This window comes from Spirabiliibacterium falconis (genome assembly GCF_014885015.1).
GTDB lineage: Bacteria > Pseudomonadota > Gammaproteobacteria > Enterobacterales > Pasteurellaceae > Spirabiliibacterium > Spirabiliibacterium falconis.
This window is the reverse complement of the sequence record NZ_JABMIJ010000006.1, coordinates 110,346-132,177: the sequence shown is the minus strand read 5'-3', so window position 1 is coordinate 132,177 and position 21,832 is coordinate 110,346. Positions and strand designations below refer to the sequence as shown.

Annotated in this window: 17 protein-coding genes and 1 riboswitch; of the genes, 12 read left to right on the top strand and 5 right to left on the bottom strand. The window is 43.6% G+C overall.

The genetic code is table 11. From position 1 onward, the window contains the following. Window positions 1–131: 131 nt before the first annotated feature. Window positions 132–2,063, bottom strand: coding sequence for a threonine--tRNA ligase (gene thrS, locus HPC40_RS03220; RefSeq protein ID WP_208118048.1), 1,932 nt, complete (start codon window positions 2,061–2,063; stop codon window positions 132–134). Between the two features lie 268 nt (window positions 2,064–2,331). Here thrS and HPC40_RS03215 point away from each other — a divergent pair, with 268 nt between their 5' ends. Beyond that, a complete protein-coding gene (locus tag HPC40_RS03215) occupies window positions 2,332–3,189 on the top strand; it encodes a fructosamine kinase family protein (RefSeq protein WP_208118047.1) in 858 nt (285 codons plus the stop codon). A gap of 33 nt (window positions 3,190–3,222) precedes the next feature. On the opposite strand, the gene HPC40_RS03210 is transcribed toward HPC40_RS03215, so the two are convergent. Continuing rightward, on the bottom strand, window positions 3,223–4,149 hold the full coding sequence (locus HPC40_RS03210; protein ID WP_208118046.1) for a LysR family transcriptional regulator: 927 nt from the start codon (window positions 4,147–4,149) through the stop codon (window positions 3,223–3,225). 124 nt (window positions 4,150–4,273) lie between these two features. Between HPC40_RS03210 and metE the strand changes: the two genes are divergently transcribed. After that, the gene (metE, locus tag HPC40_RS03205; RefSeq protein ID WP_208118045.1) at window positions 4,274–6,538 is read left to right on the top strand and encodes a 5-methyltetrahydropteroyltriglutamate--homocysteine S-methyltransferase; all 2,265 of its coding nucleotides are present in this window, start codon (window positions 4,274–4,276) and stop codon (window positions 6,536–6,538) included. Window positions 6,539–6,679: 141 nt separating this feature from the next. After that, window positions 6,680–6,846, top strand: a riboswitch (Lysine riboswitch). A gap of 71 nt (window positions 6,847–6,917) precedes the next feature. Further along, on the top strand, window positions 6,918–8,270 hold the full coding sequence (gene lysC / locus HPC40_RS03200) for a lysine-sensitive aspartokinase 3 (RefSeq protein WP_208118044.1): 1,353 nt from the start codon (window positions 6,918–6,920) through the stop codon (window positions 8,268–8,270). Window positions 8,271–8,343: 73 nt separating this feature from the next. On the opposite strand, the gene sohB is transcribed toward lysC, so the two are convergent. Further along, window positions 8,344–9,393, bottom strand: coding sequence for a protease SohB (gene sohB, locus HPC40_RS03195; RefSeq protein ID WP_208118043.1), 1,050 nt, complete (start codon window positions 9,391–9,393; stop codon window positions 8,344–8,346). A gap of 177 nt (window positions 9,394–9,570) precedes the next feature. Between sohB and trpE the strand changes: the two genes are divergently transcribed. The 8 genes from trpE to HPC40_RS03155 all read left to right on the top strand — a co-directional run bounded on the left by trpE (window position 9,571) and on the right by HPC40_RS03155 (window position 17,873). Then, the gene (trpE, locus tag HPC40_RS03190) at window positions 9,571–11,121 is read left to right on the top strand and encodes an anthranilate synthase component I (RefSeq protein ID WP_208118042.1); all 1,551 of its coding nucleotides are present in this window, start codon (window positions 9,571–9,573) and stop codon (window positions 11,119–11,121) included. Between the two features lies 1 nt (window position 11,122). Further along, on the top strand, window positions 11,123–11,719 hold the full coding sequence (locus HPC40_RS03185) for an aminodeoxychorismate/anthranilate synthase component II (RefSeq protein ID WP_208118041.1): 597 nt from the start codon (window positions 11,123–11,125) through the stop codon (window positions 11,717–11,719). A gap of 53 nt (window positions 11,720–11,772) precedes the next feature. After that, window positions 11,773–12,771, top strand: coding sequence for an anthranilate phosphoribosyltransferase (trpD, locus tag HPC40_RS03180; protein WP_208118040.1), 999 nt, complete (start codon window positions 11,773–11,775; stop codon window positions 12,769–12,771). 11 nt (window positions 12,772–12,782) lie between these two features. Then, window positions 12,783–14,195 (top strand): bifunctional indole-3-glycerol-phosphate synthase TrpC/phosphoribosylanthranilate isomerase TrpF, encoded by a 1,413-nt coding sequence (trpCF, locus tag HPC40_RS03175; RefSeq protein ID WP_208118039.1) that lies wholly within the window; start codon window positions 12,783–12,785, stop codon window positions 14,193–14,195. 9 nt (window positions 14,196–14,204) lie between these two features. Next, entirely contained in the window at window positions 14,205–15,404 is a 1,200-nt protein-coding gene (trpB, locus tag HPC40_RS03170; protein ID WP_208118038.1) for a tryptophan synthase subunit beta, read from the top strand. After that, complete coding sequence (trpA, locus tag HPC40_RS03165; RefSeq protein ID WP_208118037.1) at window positions 15,401–16,204, top strand: tryptophan synthase subunit alpha; 804 nt, start codon at window positions 15,401–15,403, stop codon at window positions 16,202–16,204. The genes trpB and trpA overlap by 4 nt, the downstream gene beginning before the upstream one ends. A gap of 131 nt (window positions 16,205–16,335) precedes the next feature. Further along, entirely contained in the window at window positions 16,336–16,740 is a 405-nt protein-coding gene (locus tag HPC40_RS09450; RefSeq protein ID WP_208118036.1) for a DUF3302 domain-containing protein, read from the top strand. Continuing rightward, a complete protein-coding gene (locus tag HPC40_RS03155) occupies window positions 16,740–17,873 on the top strand; it encodes an HlyD family secretion protein (protein ID WP_208118035.1) in 1,134 nt (377 codons plus the stop codon). Before HPC40_RS09450 ends, HPC40_RS03155 begins: the two co-directional genes overlap by 1 nt. Before the next feature lie 62 nt (window positions 17,874–17,935). Here HPC40_RS03155 and HPC40_RS03150 read toward each other — a convergent pair whose 3' ends face one another. Together HPC40_RS03150 and HPC40_RS03145 are read right to left on the bottom strand one after the other, a co-directional pair. Further along, window positions 17,936–19,147, bottom strand: a complete 1,212-nt coding sequence (locus HPC40_RS03150) for an aromatic amino acid transport family protein (RefSeq protein ID WP_208118034.1) — start codon at window positions 19,145–19,147, stop codon at window positions 17,936–17,938. Window positions 19,148–19,241: 94 nt separating this feature from the next. After that, window positions 19,242–20,816, bottom strand: a complete 1,575-nt coding sequence (locus HPC40_RS03145) for a DUF2813 domain-containing protein (RefSeq protein WP_208118033.1) — start codon at window positions 20,814–20,816, stop codon at window positions 19,242–19,244. A 100-nt stretch (window positions 20,817–20,916) separates the two neighbouring features. Between HPC40_RS03145 and HPC40_RS03140 the strand changes: the two genes are divergently transcribed. Next, window positions 20,917–21,825, top strand: coding sequence for a lysine exporter LysO family protein (locus HPC40_RS03140; RefSeq protein WP_208118032.1), 909 nt, complete (start codon window positions 20,917–20,919; stop codon window positions 21,823–21,825). The last annotated feature ends 7 nt before the right edge of the window (window positions 21,826–21,832 follow it).

Sequence of the window (21,832 nt, the reverse complement as noted above, 5' to 3'; positions counted from 1 at the left end):
GCATAACGTGCTGATTATACGCACTCTTCAAGTGATTTGCAAGCGCTGACCGCACTTTAAGTGGCTCATAGCGACATTAACGAGCCTTCACCATCACATAAAAAAGCAAGCCCACGGCTTGCTTTTTCTTATTACTCTTCGCCAGTGAGCTTAAGCTCGCGGTTATGGACTTGTTGTTTGAGTTGTTCCACAAAATCGTCCACGGCGATAGCACCGAGGTCTTTACCTTTGCGGGTGCGTACGGCAATTTTGCCTTCTGCCATCTCTTTGTCACCGCACACGAGCATATATGGCACACGTTGTAAGGTGTGTTCGCGGATTTTGAAGCCAATTTTTTCATTGCGTAAATCCGTTTTCACCCGCAGACCTGCGTCAGATAATTTTTTCGCCACTTGGTGCACATAATCCGATTGGCTGTCGGTGATATTCATCACCACCGCTTGGGTTGGTGCCAGCCACGCTGGATAGAAGCCCGCATATTCTTCGGTGATGATCCCGATAAAGCGCTCAAGAGAGCCTAAGATCGCACGGTGGATCATCACCGGCGTTCTGCGCTCATTGTCTTCTGCCACATAAGAGGCATTCAAGCGACCAGGTAGCGCAAAGTCGAGCTGGATGGTGCCGCATTGCCATTCGCGATCGAGGCAGTCGTGCAGCGTGAATTCAATTTTAGGGCCGTAGAACGCGCCTTCGCCTTCTTGAATTTCAAACCGCAAGCCATTGTGTTCGAGGGCGGCGGCAAGGTCAGCCTCCGCTTTGTCCCACATTTCATCACTGCCGATGCGTGATTCTGGGCGAGTGGAGAGCTTGACGTCGATGTCTTTAAAGCCAAAGGTGCTGTAAATGTCATACACCATTTTGATGCACGAAGTTACTTCGCCTTCCACTTGCGCTTCGGTACAGAAAATGTGCGCATCATCTTGGGTGAAACCGCGCACACGCATCAAGCCGTGCAGAGAGCCCGACGGCTCGTTGCGGTGGCATGAACCAAATTCCGCCATGCGCAATGGCAAATCACGATACGATTTCAGTCCTTGGTTGAAAATTTGCACGTGCCCTGGGCAGTTCATCGGCTTGATGGCATATTCACGGTTTTCCGATGAGGTGGTGAACATTAAATCACCGTAGTTTTGCCAGTGGCCGGTGCGCTCCCACAATACGCGGTCCATCATAAATGGACCCTTCACTTCTTGATAGTCGTATTGTTTTAATTTAGTGCGCACGAACGTTTCCAGCTCGCGGAAAATGGTCCAGCCGTTGTTGTGCCAAAACACCATACCCGGTGCTTCTTCTTGCATATGATAGAGATCGAGTGCTTTACCTATTTTACGGTGATCGCGTTTAGCCGCCTCTTCAAGGCGTTGCAAATAGGCGGCAAGTTGTTTTTTATCCGCCCATGCGGTGCCGTAAATGCGTTGCAACATTTTGTTGTCAGAATTACCCCGCCAATAGGCTCCTGCCACTTTTTGCAGTTTGAAATGGTGGCAGAATTTCATGTTCGGTACATGTGGACCGCGACACATATCAATGTATTCTTGATGATGATAAAGCGCAGGCGTGGCATCTTTTGAGATATTTTCATCTAAAATCGCCAATTTGTACTCCTCACCACGTGCCTTGAAGGTATCATAGGCTGTTTGCCAGTCAACCACTTCTTTCACCACATCGTAGTCGGTTTTTGCCAGCTCCAGCATGCGTTTTTCAAGTGCGTCGATGTCTTCAGCCGTCAAAGAGCGATCGAGATCCACATCATAATAAAAGCCGTTATCAATCGTCGGCCCAATCGCCATTTTCACATCAGGGAAAAGCTGCTTGATCGCATGACCCAACAAATGCGCGCACGAGTGGCGGATGATTTCTAAACCATCTTCGTCTTTGGCGGTAATAATTTCCAATGTGCTATCATCTGTAATCAAATCGCAAGCATCTTTACGCTCGCCATTCACACGCCCAGCAATACAGGCTTTCGCAAGTCCGCTGCCAATACTCGCAGCAACATCAAGAACAGAAACAGCATGCTCAAACTCACGTTTTGAGCCATCGGGTAAGGTAATAACTGGCATAAAATGTCCTTTTACAGTGGTCGCCCCTACGTAAGGCAACGTGCGGTTAATCATCAATAAACTTTTGTAACGCAGCCTACACCTACAATGTCTAGGCACACCTTACAAATTTAAGGGCGGTAGTATAGCACTTTTTTTCATTTACCGCACTTTTATTGCGAGCTGGATCACAAAAGTGCGGTTTGCTACACAAAAGCGGGCTTTTATTCATCATTTTGTACCTTAAATGCGATAAAATAGCGTTAGAATAATGCAAAGGGGGTGAACTATGTGGAAAGCCATTTCTCAGCTTCTAGCTGATCAACTCGGGGCATATTATTCAATCAAATCCAAAGAAGCCGTGCAAGATGGCGAGCAACATCAAGCTTGGGTTATCGACGACGGCACCTTGCCTGTATTTGTGAAAGCCAATGACCGCACTTTTCGCTCTACTTTTCGTGCTGAGGCTGACCAGCTTGATGCCCTCGCCGCCACGAAAACCGTGCGTGTGCCGCGTGTTTATGGCGTAGGTTGCTCCGAAAATAACAGCTTTATTGTGATGGAATACCTCCCCCTTTCCCCTATTGCGTCTTCTAAACAATACGAACTTGGTCAGCGACTTGCACGCCTACACAGCGTTAATACCACTGATAGCTACGGCTTTGACTACGACACTTGGCTTGGGCCTGTTTATCAACCCAACGCATGGCGTAAAAACTGGAGTACCTTTTTTGCCGAAAATCGGATTGGCTGGCAATTGCAGCTCTGTAAAGAAAAAGGCATTCATTTCGGCAATTTTGAAAATATTATTTCTGCGGTCAGCTTTCACCTCGCTAAACATCAGCCACAACCCGCTCTTTTACATGGTGCATTCTATGCCAAAAATCTCGGCCTTTGTGGTGATGATATTGTGCTATTTGATCCCGCTTGTTATTGGGGTGATCGGGAATGTGATCTTGCTCTCAATGCACTATTTGAGCCTGATTTGAATGCATTTTATCAAGGCTACAACGACATTTATCCTATCGATCAGGGTTATGCTTATCGTCAAACCATTTACCAACTCTATTATTTACTCAATTTTAGCCACCGTTTTGGCGGAGAGTATATTGAACGTGCGATGGAGAATATTGAGTTAATCAGCTAAAACAAAAAGTGCGGTCAGACCGCACTTTGCTTGTTAATCTAATGGTGCAAGCCCAGGTAGACTGGCAAAACTTTTCGCTTTTACCGTGTGATAAAAATCTTGCATAAACGCTCGCTCAGCATCCGTTTCTCGCATGGCAACATAAAGCTGACTGTACAATCCCTTGCGGGTGATTTTACGTGCCACCACATAACCACGCTCAAGATACGGCAACACTGCCCAATACGGTAAGGCTGCCACACCTCGGCGGCTTGCCACTAATTGAATTATCGCTATCGTTAGTTCACTGGTTCGCCGCTCAGGGCGGATGCCTTTCGGACTTAAGACTTTGCGTACCAAATCAAGCATATCATCAGGTACGGAGTAAGTGATCAAGGTTTGATCGCTAAAATCTTCTGCCTGCCATGTATTTTTGCTGGCTAATGGATGATCTTTACTACAAAGTCCTACCATTTCATAAGCAAAGAGCGGTCTATGCACAATACCGGGTGTTTTTTCCACTTCAGCAACAATAGCAAGATCGGCACGGTGGGTTAGCAAAAGCCCAATGGCATCCGTGTGAAAGCCCGAGACAATATCTAATTCAACTAAAGGCCAATGTTGACGAAAAGCATCCATTGCAGGCATGAGCCAATCAAAGCAGGTGTGGCACTCCACCGCTATGCGCAATTCGCCTGCATCACCTTCTTTCACACGAACAATATCCAATTCTGCTTCGGCAATTTTAGGCAAAATATCATATGCCAATTTAATCAACCGTTCTCCTGCCGCCGTAAAATGGAGGGGCTGTGTTTTACGTTCAAATAGCGTTAATCCATATTGATCTTCCAACTGCTTAATTTGATGAGAGAGTGCAGATTGGGTGAGATAAACGCGTTGCGCTGCAAGCGAAACGCTACCCGCTTCTTTTAATGCAACTAAGGTTTTCAAATGGCGTAATTCTAAAAATATCGGCTTCATTAATTAAATTCATAGTTATGTGAAAATTATGATGTTGCATAATACCTTAAAATCTTGCATTCTGCACCACAGATAGACATTTAGACGTCTATTTGAGATTAAAAAATAAAAATAGGAGAACACTATGACAACATTTCATTTAAGCGGCTTTCCGCGTGTGGGGGCAAAACGTGAATTAAAATTTGCACAAGAGCGTTACTGGCGTAAAGAATTAAGTGAGCAAGACTTACTTGATCTTGCCAAAGCCTTACGTGAAAAAAACTGGAAACATCAAGCACAAGCAAATGCAGATTACGTTGCTGTCGCAGATTTTACGTTCTATGATCATATTTTAGACCTACAAGTGGCAACAGGTGCCATTCCAGCACGTTTTGGTTTTGATAGCCAAACATTAACATTAGAGCAATTTTTCCAATTGGCGCGCGGCAACAAAGCACAACCTGCCATCGAAATGACGAAATGGTTTGATACTAACTATCACTATCTCGTGCCAGAATTCCACAAAGACACCGAGTTCAAAGCTAATCCTGCGCACTATGTGCAACAAGTGCAAGAAGCCAAAGCCTTAGGATTAACGCCGAAAGCGACTTTAGTTGGCCCAATTTCGTTTTTATTCTTAGGTAAAGAGAAAGGCAAAGAGGCCTTTGACCGTTTGTCTCTGTTACCAAAACTCCTACCTGTTTATGCCGAAATCCTAAGTGCGGTTGCCAACGCGGGCTGTGAGTGGATTCAAATCGATGAGCCAATTTTAGCCGTTGACTTGCCACAAGCTTGGCTGGATGCGTTCAAAGACACTTATGCCCAATTGAGCAAAGTGGATGCTAAACTCCTATTGGCGACCTATTTCGGCTCCGTTGCTGAACACGCGCCATTACTGAAAAGCCTACCCGTGGATGGCTTGCACCTTGATCTTGTTCGTGCACCTGAGCAAATTGACGCATTCAAAGATTACGATAAAGTGCTTTCAGCAGGTGTAATTGATGGACGTAACATTTGGCGTGCCAACTTAAATGCGGTGCTTGATGTGCTTGAGCCGCTAAAAGCGCAATTGGGTGATCGTTTATGGATTGCGCCAAGCTGCTCATTGTTGCATGTGCCGTATGACTTGTCCGTTGAAACCAAATTAGACCAAGATCTCTACTCATGGCTTGCTTTCTGTTTGCAAAAAGTGGACGAGTTGCGTGTGCTGAAAACCGCACTTAATGAAGGCCGCAGCTCCGTACAAGCAGATCTTGATGCCAGCCAAGCTGCCGCCGATGCGCGTGCAAGCTCAAAAGCGATTCACCGCCCTGAAGTAGCAGCTCGCTTGAAAGATTTGCCAGCTAATGCGGATCAACGCAAATCACCATTTGCACAGCGTATTAAATTACAACAAGCGTGGCTAAACCTGCCATTATTGCCAACCACCAACATTGGTTCGTTCCCACAGACCACGGAAATTCGACAAGCACGGGCAGCCTTCAAAAAAGGCACATTGTCAGCTGAAGATTACGAAACAGCAATGAAAAAAGAGATCGCCTATGTGGTCGAACAACAAGAAAAATTAGATCTCGACGTGTTGGTGCACGGTGAAGCGGAACGTAATGACATGGTGGAATATTTCGGTGAATTGCTAGACGGCTATGCGTTTACCAAATTTGGTTGGGTGCAAAGCTACGGCAGCCGTTGCGTTAAGCCACCAATCATCTTCGGTGATGTGGTACGCCCTGAACCGATGACAGTGTCATGGTCAACTTATGCCCAAAGCTTAACCAAAAAGCCTATGAAAGGTATGCTCACAGGCCCAGTTACCATGCTGCAATGGTCGTTTGTGCGTAACGATATTCCACGCTCACAAGTGTGTAAACAAATTGGCTTAGCACTCAATGATGAGGTGTTAGATCTCGAAAAAGCCGGTATTAAAGTGATTCAAATCGACGAACCAGCCATTCGCGAAGGCTTGCCACTCAAGCGTGCTGATTGGGATGAATATCTCAACTGGGCAACTGAAGCATTCCGCTTGACCTCATTTGGTGCTGAAGATTCAACTCAAATTCACACACATATGTGTTATTCTGAGTTCAACGATATTCTGCCAGCCATTGCGTCAATGGATGCTGATGTGATTACGATTGAAACCTCACGTTCAGATATGGAATTATTAACCGCATTTGGTGATTTTAAATATCCAAATGACATCGGCCCAGGTGTGTATGACATTCACAGCCCTCGTGTGCCAGAAGCCAGCGAAATCGAGCATCTGCTACGTAAAGCCCTTGATGTTATCCCTGCCGAGCGTTTATGGGTGAATCCAGACTGCGGTTTGAAAACACGTGCATGGCCAGAAACCCACGCAGCGTTAGAAGTGATGGTAAACGTCACCAAACAATTACGAAAAGAGTTGAACTAATCAACCAAAACACAACCTCAAAGCCACTGTTCGCAGTGGCTTTTTTGTCTTATAAAAGTGCGGTTTTTATTTATAACCGCACTTTTCTGCTTGACAAAAAACACATAAACCGTTATTTCTATATGCGTTCACGATTTGCCAGTGAACAGAAGAGGCGCAGCGTTCAGGCAGTTATTTTTTAACGCATCGGGCGGAAATAATCAGGGGAACGTTGCCGAGATAAATTGTATCCGATACTGCAATTTATCGGCTGCTAGGGCTGAATCCCTAGGGCTGTCATCACCCTGTGATGGAGTGCTTCAAGTCGACCAACCGCACTTTCCTTTCTGTTTACGCAATCTATTACTCTTTTTTATCGTTTAACTTTACAGGAAAACTTATGTCACATCTCTCTGTTGCAAAATTTGGCGGCACCAGCGTTGCCAACTACCCTGCAATGCAAGCCTGTGCTCGCATTGTGATTAACGACCCGAATACCCGTGTGGTGGTCTTATCAGCCTCAGCTGGCGTGACCAATATTTTAGTGGAACTTGCCAACGGCTGTGATAACCCACGCCGTGAAGCCTTATTTGAGCAATTACACCAAATTCAGTATGCCATTTTAAATGAAATTAACGACAACAGTGCCATTTGTGTGGAAATTGACCGCCTTTTAGCCAATGTCAAAAACCTTGCAGAAGCCGCCAGTCTTGCCACCTCTCCAGCATTAACCGATGAACTCATCAGCCACGGTGAGATGATGTCAACCAAAATCTTTGTGGAAATTTTGCGGGAACTAAATACCCGTGCCACTTGGGTTGATGTCCGCACACTGGTTGCCACCAATAGCCACTATGGTAAAGCGGCTCCTGATGATGTCAAAACACAAAAAAATTGCGACAATATTCTAAAACCGTTGATCGATCAAGGTGAACTGGTGATCACACAAGGGTTTATTGGGCGCGATGAATTAGGGAAAACCACAACGCTGGGACGGGGAGGTAGTGATTATTCCGCCGCACTTTTAGCCGAAATGCTAAATGCTAAAGATGTATTAATCTGGACGGATGTTCCTGGCATCTACACAACGGATCCACGCATTGTGCCACAAGCACAAAAAATCGACACCATGAGTTTTGCCGAAGCGGCTGAAATGGCAACTTTTGGTGCCAAAGTGCTTCACCCTGCCACCCTCTTGCCTGCTGTGCGCAGTAATATCCCTGTTTATGTTGGCTCAAGCAAAACCCCTGAGGCAGGCGGCACATGGGTTACACGTGATCCACAACCACGCCCAACATTCCGTGCCATTGCACTGCGTCGTGATCAGACCTTATTAACGTTAACGAGCTTAAGTATGCTGCACGCTCAAGGCTTTTTGGCGAATGTTTTTGCTATTTTAGCGAAATATAAAATTTCTGTGGATACCGTGACCACGTCTGAAGTCAGTGTTGCCGTCACATTAGATAAAACAGGTTCCGCTTCATCTGGTGCGTCTATGCTCTCCAGCGAGCTAATGGATGCGTTGACTGAAGTCTGCCACGTCAAAGTAGATTCAGGATTAGATTTGGTCGCCCTCATCGGTAACGACTTACATTTAACCTCTGGTGTTGCCAAACGGTTATTCACCACTCTTGAACCTTACAACGTTCGCATGATTGGTTACGGTGCCAGTACTAACAACGTCTGTCTACTCGTGCCAAGCGAACACGCTAACGAGATCGTTGTGAAATTGCATAGTGAATTATTTGAATAAGCACAGTGCGGTTACAAAACCGCACTTTAGTTATAAAAAAAGGCTGTATCACACAGCCTTTATTTTAGATTAATTATGACAAAGTGCGGTTTAATAAGCGGTGTAGCACACTTTCAGTTCCCATTTCTGCCTGCTTACCTATTTTTTGTAGTAAAGATTTCTTCTCGTTAAAACGCACTTCAAGCACATCTTTTTCTTTCATTGCATTTAAAATAATGTCATCACTGGTAGCCAATTCATCCACCAAGCCCAGTGTCAGGGCTTGTTGACCAAACCAATGCTCTCCCGTGGCAACGTTATCGATCGCTAAGTGCGGTCTGTGTTGTACCACAAAATCCTTAAATAATTGATGTGTTTCATTCAGTTCTTGTTGGAATTTCTCACGATCTTTGTCGGTATTTTCTCCAAGCACTGTCATCGTGCGTTTATACTCACCTGCCGTCATGACCTCTACATCCACATCATGTTTTTTCAACAAGCGATGTATATTGGGAATCTGAGCCACCACACCCACAGAGCCAATCACGGCAAAAGGTGCAGCAACAATTTTATCGGCCACACACGCCATCATATAACCACCGCTGGCAGCCACTTTATCTACCGCGACCGTCAGTTTAATGCCATGTTGTTTCAGGCGATTCAGTTGTGAACTGGCGTAGCCGTAAGCGTGCACCAAACCACCAGGGCTTTCAAGTCGCAATAAGACTTCGTCATCAGTGTTGGCGCAAGCAATCACGGCGTTAATACTTTGTGCTAATGCCTCAGCCTGACTTGCGGCTAAATCGCCTTTAAAATTAAGCACATACAAGCATGGCTTGCTAGGCTGAAGTGCGGTATTATCGTGTTTATATTTCGCTTTTTGGGCTTTTTGTTCTGCCTTTTCTTTGGCTTTGCGTGCTTTTTCTTTTTGTTTTAATGCGATCTCACTTAGACGAAAATCACTCAATTTATCTTGGTGTTCCTGCTGTTGCTCGGCTAAATTCGTGATTTTCAATGTAGCATGACTATTGTTATTTTTATGGCGTAGTGCCACAATCAAGGCAAAAATGCCGACCACAATTAATAACAGTGTAATGACTTCTAAAATAAAAATGCCATAATTCAATAAAATCTCAGACCACATAGGCTCTCCTTAATTTGTTTGGCTAATCATACCGCATTCCTCATGCTAGCCAATGCTTTTATCTCTAATATTTGCGACAATCACCTCAATTTCAAGGTTAGAATAGAAAAAACTTGACTTTGCACTCTTGTACTAGTTTAATAGTTCAATCTAAAAAAGAAATGATAAAGGTAACTCATGAGTACGCCAACACTTTCGATACAAACACAACTCGTGCCGTATTGTGCTGATCCCACTGCAGTATTTGCTGCATTGTGTCAAAACCAAGGTTCAACACTGTTATTAGAATCTGCAGAAATTCAAAGCAAAAATAGCTTAACCAGCTTATTATTTGTGCAAAGTGCGGTTAAAATTACCTGTGTTGACGATACCGTTAGCTACACCGCATTAAATGCCAATGGCGAATCCGTTTTAGCCCATTTAGCCGGCAAAATATCCTCTCAATGTGCAGTGCATATATTAACACAAGCTGCTGACAAACTGACCATTCGCATTGCTAAGCCTGATACTAATCTTGATGAAGATGCTAAATTACAAGCCCCCTCTATTTTCTCTGCGTTGCGCTTTATTACAGAATGCTACGCTGGAACCGAACAGGCTATTTATCTTGGCGGGCTATTTTCCTATGATCTGGTCACACAATTTATGCCAATGGACGGCATTACGCTGGAAGATGATGGCATCCACTGCCCTGATTACTGCTTTTATCTTGCTGATCAATTACTGATTTTTGATCACCAACACCAAACAACCACGTTGCAAAGTTTTTGCTTTAATCTAACACAAAAAGAAGCCTTACAACGTCAAGGAAGCGAGATAGCAACGAAACTTCAACACATCACGTTACATTTAAATATAACACCTGCATCAGCTGAGGTGAACGTTAATATTGAAGATCTCGCATTTAAAGGGATTATTCGTCAACTCAAAGACCACATTTATGCTGGCGATGTGTTTCAAATTGTCCCGTCGCGACGTTTTTCCATTGCTTGCCCAAATGCACTGGCCAGTTACCGCCAATTGAAAAAAAATAACCCAAGCCCGTATATGTTTTATCTGCAAGATACGGATTTTACACTATTCGGTGCGTCTCCTGAAAGTGCGCTTAAATTTACACCAGCAACACGTCAGTTAGAAATTTACCCTATTGCTGGCTCTCGCCCACGTGGCTTTAATGAACAAGGCGAGATTGATCATGAATTAGACGCACGCTTAGAGCTGGAGCTACGGCTAGATAAAAAAGAATTATCAGAACATTTAATGCTCGTGGATTTAGCCCGAAATGATATTGCACGGGTGTGTAATAGTGGATCACGCCGTGTGGCAGAGCTTATGCAGGTGGATCGTTATTCTCACATTATGCACCTTGTCTCACGTGTGGTCGGCACATTGCGTGATGAATTTGATGCGCTGCACGCCTATCAAGCCTGTATGAACATGGGAACGCTGACTGGCGCACCGAAAATTAAAGCCATGCAACTACTCTATCAAGTCGAAAAGCAGCGTCGCCACAGTTATGGTGGTGCGGTAGGTTATCTCACCTCGAAAGGCGACTTTGACACCTGCATTGTGATCCGAAGTGCCTTTGTGCAAAACAACATCGCTTATGTACAAGCGGGCTGTGGTGAAGTATTAGATTCCGATCCACAAATGGAAGCGGACGAAACGCGCCACAAAGCCAAAGCAGTACTGCTGGCCATTGCACAAACCAACGAACAAGGACATTAATATGGCAACCATTGTTTTTTTAGATAATTTTGATTCATTTACCTATAATTTGGTTGATCAATTTCGCAGCCTTGGGCATCAGGTGAAAATTTATCGTAACGATTGTTCGTTGGAATTACTTGAGCAGACCGCACTTTCTCAGCCAGACACCCTTATCGCACTCTCACCTGGCCCTGGTGCGCCACGTGAGGCGGGCATTATGCTAGATCTGATTCAGGCTATGGCAGGGCGTGTACCGATTTTAGGCATCTGTTTAGGACACCAAGCGTTAATTGAAGCCTTCGGCGGGCAAGTAGTGAGTGCGGGAGAAATTTTGCATGGAAAAGTGTCACATATCGAACACGATGGGCAAGCGATGTTTGCCAATCTGCCGTCGCCTATGCCCGTGGCACGCTACCACTCACTGATTGGGAAACAGATTCACCCCGATTTTGTGGTCAACGCCCATTTTGAGGGCTTGCCGATGGCCATTCGACACCGCACTTTACCTATTTGCGCCTTTCAGTTCCACCCTGAATCCATTTTAACCGTGCAAGGTGGGCAGTTGTTAAAACAAAGTATCGACTGGTTGCTACAATCTGGATACAACAAACCATAAGCACCATAAGCAAAACGCACTTGCGTATTTATTATCATTTTTAGAGAGAATTTATGTACACACTGTTAGAACAGCTCTACTCGGGAAAACACTTAACCCGAACACAAAGCGAGCAGCTATTTAATGCCATAGTCAATGGTGAACTCACTCCCGAACAACTTGCTGGCGTGCTCATTGCGATGCGCGTGCGGGGTGAAAGTCATGACGAAATTGCTGGTGCGGTAAAAGCCCTGCAAAATGCGGCACTTGATTTCCCTCGCCCTGACTACCCTTTTGCTGATATTGTGGGCACAGGTGGCGACGGTGCAGATACCATTAATATCTCCACCGCCAGTGCTATTGTTGGCGCACATTTAGGTGCGAAAATTGCGAAACATGGCAACCGCAGTGTTTCAAGTAAAAGCGGCTCAAGCGATGTATTAAGTGCGTTGGGCATAAATATCCATATGACGCCCGATCAAGCCCGCAGTGCACTTGATGAGATTGGGCTGTGCTTTTTATTCGCTCAGCAATATCACACAGGCTTCAAGCACGCTATGCCTGTACGCAACGCGCTGAAAACCCGCACGATTTTTAATATCTTAGGCCCACTAATCAATCCTGCCAAACCCGCGCGGCAACTGCTCGGGGTCTATACGCCAGAGTTGATAGAACGCTATGCCCAAACCGCACTTTTAATGGAGCATGAACACACCATCATCGTGCATGGTGCGGGGCTAGATGAAGTCGCATTGCATGGTGAAACCCAAGTAGCCGAAGTGAAAAACGGCCATATCGACTACTTCACACTCACCCCTGCCGATTTTGGGCTTGCGCCTCAGCCGTTAGAGCACCTCAAAGGTGGCTTGCCTGATGAAAATGCACGCATGCTGACCGCACTTTTACAAGGCACTGGCTCGCCATATCACGCCAATGCGGTGGCGGCAAATACCGCACTTTTACTGCGTTTATTCGGGCATCACGATCTCAAGTCCACAACCGCAACCGTGCTTGAAACCCTTGCTCGTGGCAGTGCGTATGCCACATTGCAGCAACTGCGAAACATTGCGTAGGGAGCGAAACAATGACAAATACCTATTTAAACCCAGCCCTTCATCAGCAAGCTACCATTTTGCAAAAAATTGTGGCGGATAAACAACGCTGGATTACTACACGCGAAGCACGTCAGCCGTTGAGCGAATTTCAATCACAGCTCACGCCAAGCGATCGGGATTTTTATGCCGCACTCACGCCAAAACCCCAACCGCACTTTATTTTAGAATGCAAAAAGGCTTCGCCATCTAAGGGCTTGATTCGTGCAGACTTTGACCCCACAGAAATTGCCCGCGTGTATAAAGACTATGCCAATGCCATTTCTGTGTTGACCGATGAGCACTTCTTCCAAGGGGATTTTGCGTTTATTGCACAAGTGCGGTCTGTCGCACCACAACCGATTTTGTGTAAGGATTTTATGATCAGCGAGTATCAAGTCTATCTCGCCCGTTTTTCTCAGGCGGACGCCATTTTATTAATGCTCTCCGTGCTCAGCGATGAAGGCTATACCGCACTTTCAACCCTTGCACACCGCTTAGGCATGGGTGTGTTAACGGAAGTAGCCAATGCACCTGAGCTTGAACGTGCATTAGCGTTGAATGCGAAAGTGATTGGCATAAACAACCGTGATTTGCATGATTTAAGCGTCGATCTCACTCGCACACCACCACTGGCAGCAAGAATTCCAGATGACCGCACCATTGTGAGCGAATCAGGGATCTACACGCATCAACAAGTGCGCCAATTACAACGTGATGTGAACGCCTTTTTAATCGGGTCAAGTCTGATGGGCAGCGAAGATCTCCAAAGTGCGGTTCGCAGTGTGATATTCGGCGAAAATAAAGTGTGCGGCTTAACGCGTCCACAAGACGCACGCTGTGCATTCGACGCTGGCGCACTTTATGGCGGCTTAATTTTTGCTGAAAAATCGCCCCGTGCGTTGAGCCTGCGCCAAGCACAAGAGGTTGCCACTGCTGCGCCACTGCGTTATGTTGGTGTGTTCCAAAATCAATCCATTGAATTTATTGTGCGTCTAGCAAGCCAATTAGGACTTTATGCGGTACAATTACATGGCAATGAAGACCGCACTTTTATTGCTGAGCTACGCGCCCAATTGCCTGATGCGATTCAAATCTGGAAAGCGGTATCCATTTCGCCCGATGACACGCAACTTTGTCTCGATCATTCCCCCCACATTGATCGCATTGTGTGCGATAGCCAAATCAGCACGCAACAAGGTGGCACAGGGCACACGTTTGACTGGTCATTACTGCCAGAAAAGGGAAAACAGCGCATTATGCTCGCAGGCGGCATTAATCTTGAAAATGGTCAGCGTGCTGCCGACATAGGCTGCCTTGGCTTAGATATTAATTCTGGGGTCGAAACATCCCCTGGCGTGAAAGATTGTAAAAAAGTAACCGCACTTTTACAGTGCATTCGATAAGAGAACGCTATGCAACAGACAAAACTTAACCCATATTTTGGTGAATTTGGTGGTATGTATGTGCCTGAAATTTTGGTGCCTGTACTGCTTGAACTAGAACAAGCCTTCATTGACGCAAAACACGATCCACAATTCCAACACGCGTTTGCCGATTTATTACATAACTACGCGGGAAGGCCTACCCCCTTGACCTTGTGCCGCAATCTCACGAAAGGCACCAAAACGAAACTGTATCTCAAACGTGAGGATCTATTACATGGCGGTGCTCATAAAACAAACCAAGTATTAGGGCAGGCCTTGTTGGCAAAACGAATGGGAAAAACAGAAATCATCGCCGAAACGGGTGCTGGGCAACATGGCGTGGCAACAGCGATTGCCTGTGCATTATTAGGGCTAAAATGCCGCATTTATATGGGCGCAAAAGATGTTGAACGCCAATCGCCCAATGTTTTTCGCATGCGCTTGATGGGGGCGACCGTTATCCCTGTTGAAAAAGGCTCGTGCTCATTGAAAGATGCGTGTTGTGAGGCAATGCGTGATTGGTCTGCCAATTATGACAAAGCGCACTATTTGCTTGGTACTGCGGCAGGTCCCCACCCTTTCCCAACCATTGTGCGTGAATTTCAAAAAATGATCGGGGAAGAAACCAAACAACAATTGCGTGAGCGTGAGCATCGCTTACCTGATGGTGTGATCGCCTGCGTGGGTGGTGGCTCGAACGCCATTGGGATGTTTGCCGATTTTATTGATGAAAGTGCGGTTCGCTTAATTGGCATTGAACCTGCAGGCGAAGGACTTGAAAGTGGCAAGCACGGTGCACCGCTAAACAAAAGTGCGGTCGGCATTTATTTTGGGATGAAATCCCCTTTAATGCAAAGTATTGATGGGCAAGTGCATGAGTCCTATTCTATTTCCGCGGGGCTAGATTTTCCCTCTGTTGGACCACAACATGCACATCTACACGCGATCAAACGGGCAGAATATTATGCCATTACAGATGATGAAGCCCTCGATGCGTTCCAACAATTGACACAGCATGAAGGCATTATTCCTGCTCTCGAGTCCGCCCACGCACTGGCGTATGCATTAAAAATGATAAAGCAATCCCCTGATAAAGAACAAATTTTAGTTGTTAATCTCTCGGGGCGTGGCGATAAAGATATTTTCACTGTGCATAACATTTTAACTGAACGTGGAGTTATTCTATGAGCCGTTTCGATACTCTTTTCAGCCAACTTCAAAATGCAAAACAAAGTGCATTTGTCCCGTTTGTTACACTCTGTGATCCAACCCTTGAACGCTCGTTTGAGATCATCTGCACACTGGTGGAAAACGGTGCCGATGCGCTGGAGTTGGGCTTTCCGTTTTCTGATCCTCTACTTGACGGGCCAGTTATTCAAGCGGCAAATAACCGCGCATTGGCAGCAGGTTTTAGCACCGATGCCTGCTTTGAGTTGCTCGCACGGGTGCGAAGCCGCTACCCTAACGTGCCTATTAGCCTGTTATTATGTGCCAATTTGGTTTATGCCCAAGGGCTTGATCACTTCTATCAACGTTGCCAAGAAGCTGGCGTAGATGCTGTGCTGATCGCCGATGTGCCACTGATGGCAGCAGATCCTTTTATACAAAGTGCGGTTAAATTTGGCATTCAACCCGTGTTCATCTGCCCGCCTAATGCCAGTGAGCAAACCGTTGCCGATGTTGCACAATACAGCCAAGGTTACACATATTTGGTTTCGCGGGCAGGGGTAACCAGTGCGGAAAATCAGCAACACGCCAGTAATCTACACGTCTTGATTGAGCAATTAAAACGTTATAATGCACCGCCCATTTTGCAAGGTTTTGGCATTGCCACACCAGTCCAAGTGAAAGATGCAATTCATGCCGGTTGCCAAGGTGCGATTTCAGGTTCTGCTATTGTCAACATTATTGAACATAATCTTAGTTCACATCAACAATGCTTAACTGATTTAGCCCATTTTGTAAAATCTATGAAAAAGGCCACATAATCTATAGTTCTTTTTCAATTGAATAGACTCGTATTGTAAAATTACTACGAGTCTTAAATATATTCTAGGTTACAGATTAATTTTAATTTAAAATAAAAGTCTTTTATAACTTCATAAATAATGAGTGATTTATGTTTCTTGATTATCTAGCTCTTTTTTTCCTTATTTTCGCAGTAGTCATGATTTTCTATGGTGTCATTGCTATTCATGATATTCCCTATAATATTGCAAAAAAACGTAATCACCCTCATGCAGAAGCTATTCACTACGCAGGCTGGGTTAGTTTATTTACACTCCATATTATTTGGCCATTTCTCTGGATTTGGGCGGTGATGTGGACTAAAGAAGAAAGCTGGGGAAACTATTCTGACAAATATTATCTGAAAAAAAATCACATACAGTGTGAGGAAAACAGTCGAAAAATTGCAATAGATAAAAGCAAAATTGCAGAACTTGAGCAAAAAGTAGAACAATTATCCGCCCAAATAAAGCAATTTGAACAAACACATTCAGTACAACCAAAAGGTCAAATCTAATGGAACTGTTAATTATTATTATTTATGCCAGCATATGTTATTTTATTTTTAAATTATTTAAAATTCCTTTAACTAAATGGACTGTTCCAACAGCTATTTTAGGAGGTGTGGCACTTGTATTATCAATGGTTCTTTTTATGAACTACAATCACCCTTACACTCATCTTGGAGGACAGTATTATATCTCAACCCCGATTATTCCAAGTGTCAATGGGCGAGTAATTGAAGTGAATATCAAACCAAATGAGCCTATTAAAAAGGGAGATATATTATTTAAGATCGATCCCGTACCTTATCAAGCTGAAGTAGATCAAAAACGTGCAGAACTCGCTGAAAGCTATTCTACTGTAAAAGGCATAGAAGGAGATTATATCACCGCAAAGGTACGTGTAGCAGAAAGCCAAAAGACCTATCTACAAGCTAAAAAGAATATAGAGCGTGTTAAAACATTAATCAAAAATAATTCAATCAGCCAAGTACAATATGAAAAAACAGAAAATGAATTTTCTATTGCTGAAGCCAATTACCTCGCTGCAAAAGCAACATTAGAAAAAAATGAAAGTTTAATTAACGCACAAATCAATGGCGAAAATATCAAAATTGTAGCTAAAAAAGCCGCACTGGCTAAGGCGGAGTATAATCTTGCGAATACTGTGATCACAGCTCCGAGTGATGGCTTTGTATCTCAACTACTTTTAAGACCTGGCATGATGGCAAATACGCTACCTCTTAGACCTGTAATGACATTTATTCATGTACAACCTAAACAGTTTGTCGGCGCATTTAGACAAAACTCCTTATTGCGTCTTCAACCTAATGATGAAGCTGAATTTGTTTTTCCTGCTATTCCTGGGAAAACGTTTACGGGAAAAGTACTCACCATTCTCCCTGCTATTTCAGAAAATGAAGTTCAAGCAAACGGTACATTATATACAGGAAATTTCTTAGAACATGATGGAAAACCATTGGTATTATTTGAAATTACAGATAAAAATTTTGATAACTATCATCTTCCTTATGGTACCAATGTAGAAATTGCCGTTTATACTCATCATATGCATCATTTAGCTATGATGCGCAAAATTCTGTTGCGAATGAATAGCTGGAAAAATTACTTATATCTTGATCACTAAATTAAACTCAATAAAAAACCAAGCTATTTGCTTGGTTTTTTTCTATTAACCGCACTTTACAATTAGCCAACAACTTCAGGCAAATACCCCGCATTAATTAAAAATGGAATACTAATAATCAGGATACCAAGCACTAGTGCAATAAACAAACCGATATTGCCACCTTTCACTTTGTAAGGCAGTGTTGGGTTGAATTTGCGTGCTCGCCACGCTAATCCAATTGGCAAAACCAGTCCGTAAAATGCAAACATTATGCCCGCATAAGCAAGCGCAGCAATAAAGGCTTTCGGGTAAAAGAGCGAAAATAATAGTGGTGGTGCAAATGTTAAAATCCCTAAAAATAGGCGATTTGTTTTGATTTTCACACGAATCAAGAGATCGCGTAAACAATCAAATAATGCTAAAGACACCCCTAAGAATGACGTGATCAATGCTAAAGATGAAAACACGCGTACCGCTTCACTTAAGAAGTGGCTACCCGTAATCGTACGTGTTGCTTCGACCAGTCCATTTAACGTCGGGTCAGTTTTCAAAATGGCTAAGAACTGGCTTTGACTTAATACACCATGGGTGGCTAATTGCCATAAGAAATAAGCCACTAGTGGTATGCCTGTGCCAACGACAATCGCAATGCGTAATTGTTTTATATCACCATCGAGATAACGCACAATTGATGGAATCACCACGTGAAAACCAAATGAGGTAAAAAAGACAGGTGCTGCTGATAGCATTACCGCTTTATCTAACGGGAGTGCCATTAAATTGTCACTTTTAACAAGCGGTAACATCATCACTAAAATGAAGATAAAAATGGCAATTTTACTAAAAAAGAAAAGGCGATTGACCGCATCAACACTGCCCGTTCCAATAATAATGAAAATGCCTAAAACCACCGTAAATAAAATGACGCCAAAGCCATTGGCACTCAATCCATCAATAATAGGCAACAGTGAACTGATTAACGAACCGCCGCCACTCACATAAGCGGCTAAAATAGCATACATAAAAATTAATAACGACAACGTAGCTAAAACACGCCCTATTTTACCAAAATATTGTTCAGCAAGGGTGGCAATACCAGCATCTTTGCTTGCCGTTTGATACACTTCAATAAATAAAAGCGCGCTAAATGATAGCAACAGCCATAGTACCAATAACAACACGACTGTCATTCCAAATCCCATACTTGCTGAGGTAATAGGCATGGCGAGCATTCCTGCGCCAATGGTTGTACCAGCAACAATCAAGGTGCTTCCTAACGTTTTATTTTTCATATGTAGGTCTCGTCTTAGGTTAATAAGTAAATTATTTTATACAAAAAAAATTTACAGTCTAAAGTTTTTTTCATTTTTTAATAAAAAGTGCGGTTTACATCACGATTAATTGTCGCAATTTAAAAAACATTTGTTTAAACAGGCTTGGCACACTGTCCGCACCTTGCTTTTTTATTTCATTTGCTAATGCCAAAGCAAGATCGGGCTTTGAACTATGGCTAATGGCTTTTTGGATAAGTTTAGTCGCGTTCATTTTTTTATTTAAGCTATTCTCCTTAGCTAAGCGATAAAATACCTGTGCAAATCCATTATGAAAAAAGTAATGCTCTATGTCACGTTCAGGTAGCGTAATCACTCGCCCAACAAGACTATCTTGTTCTGCCAATTTGCTTTTAACTGTATCATAATATTTACGACCCGCACTATCCCCATCGGTCAAGACAAACCATTCAATCCCCATTTTCTGACAATATTTAATTAAGGGGCGCACACCACACTGTGCAAAATCAATAATACGGATGCCTTCCATTTCTAAATTAATATTTAAAATCTCAGCCAGTTCTGACATGAGCCAAACTTCTGTTTCCCCTTCAACCAACAACCACGCACGAGCAAAAAGTGCTAAGCTACGATTATAGTGAATATGAAAACCCAATTTTCTATGATCATTTGAGCTTAAATCATGACGCGCTAATTGATAAGCATATGTGATATTCTCTCTACGCACCAAACGACAAATATGCTCTATTTTCACATATGATAAAAGCTCTACTGAATTCGTTGTCGTGATGCGTTGGATTGGCAAATGACGAGCAAATTCCCATGCAATCGCCACCATTCGAGGATGAAGCCGTGCTTCTAAATCTTCTAGCAAAATAATCGGACGAGTATAACGCTCAAAATTCAATTGCTGCCCCTGCTTAAACATTCTCATTAACGCTAACAAGAGCTGTTTACGCAATGTTCCATTTTTATCCTGTGCTAAGGCTTGATTAAGTTGTTTGACTGTCGCCCACCATTGCATAGAATCGGTCATCAACAGCGCATGGGGCGATTGTAAAAAATAATAGTGAATAATATTAAAAATCGCCTGCATTTCTTTTGCAGGAATTTTATCCGGTAAGTTTTTTAACTGAAAATTTGATTTATGCGCCAAGCGTGCATCCCGAAAGCGTAACACTGGATGCTGTGCAATCAATGTCTTAATTAATGTCGCTTTATCAGCCACATCCAACACATCACCATTTTGATTTAAGAAACTGTAATTTGTGCTCACTTTTCCCGCTGTTAACTCGGCAGAAACTCGCAAATAAATACGCGCATAACGATCATCATGGGGGCAGAACAGAGGTTTGTAGCACTGCCTTTCTTTAAAGTGCGGTTCATCAATATCGCTGACACTAAATATAAACAATAACGTGCAATTTTTGGTTGTTGTCGGCGCTATTTTATGCTTAACAAATGCGTGGTGTTCCTGTTCAGTTAAATGAAAATCACTTATCTCAAATTGATACAGTGGTGCGCTCGGATTTAAAATTAAACTTAAGGCATCAAGCAAACTTGATTTCCCCCACGCATTTTCGCCCACTAACACCATATTGGAACGCAGGCTAATTGATAATCGATTTAAACCACGAAAACCTGCTATATCAATTTGCTTTAAATACATCACAACCTCTTTTTTATCTAGCTTACTAAAAAAACCGCACTTGGGATATACCCAGCAGCACATTTTCGCTATAATCAGCCAGCCAATAAAGGAGTGTGAAATGGATGGATTGTTAATTGTATTATGCCCTATGATTTTCGGGTACTTAATTAAAACACATAATCCCGCCATTTTACGTCGTCTTAATGTCGGTGTGGTGGGCTTACTTTACGTCATTTTATTTATGATGGGATTCTCTTTAGGGCAAATTGACAATTTAGCTGAAAAATTACCCATTATTATGCACGCTGCACTTACGTTTATCCTGTGTACTATTGGGCTAAATGTCGCTTATCTACTCATATTAGATAAATACTATCCTTATCAAGTAAAAAAAACCGCCGCTAGCCTACCACCACGCTGGCGTTTAATGCTAGATTCGCTTTTTATGCTCGGCATGGTCTTCATGGGTGTCATTGTTGAACTTGTCAGTAAAGGGCATTTTTCCTTACCCCATAATGCTAGCACCTATGTATTGGTCGTATTAATCTTTCTCGTTGGTGTTCAGTTACGCAATAATGGCATCAGCTTACGCCAAGTGCTGTTTAACCGTCGCGGTATTGTCGCTGCTTGTGGTGTCATCATCACAAGCCTGATTGCCGGCATTCTCGCCGCATCTTGGCTAGATTTTCCTCTTATTCAAGGGCTTGCTGTTGCCTCTGGCATTGGATGGTATTCATTGTCTAGTGTGGTCATCAATGATGCGTTTGGACCAGTACTAGGGAGTATTGCATTTTTTAATGATCTTATGCGTGAAATCTTGAGCTTAATTTTTGTGCCTGCATTAATGCGTCGCTTTGCCACAAGTGCGGTTGGTTTTACTGGTGCAACCGCACTTGATTGTACGTTACCAATCATTCAACGCAGTGGTGGTGTGCAAGTTGTTCCGCTCGCTATCAGCTATGGCTTTATTATCAATCTTGCCGTCCCTCTCTTGCTCGTTTTCTTCACCAGCCTATCTGGTAGCTAAAAGTGCG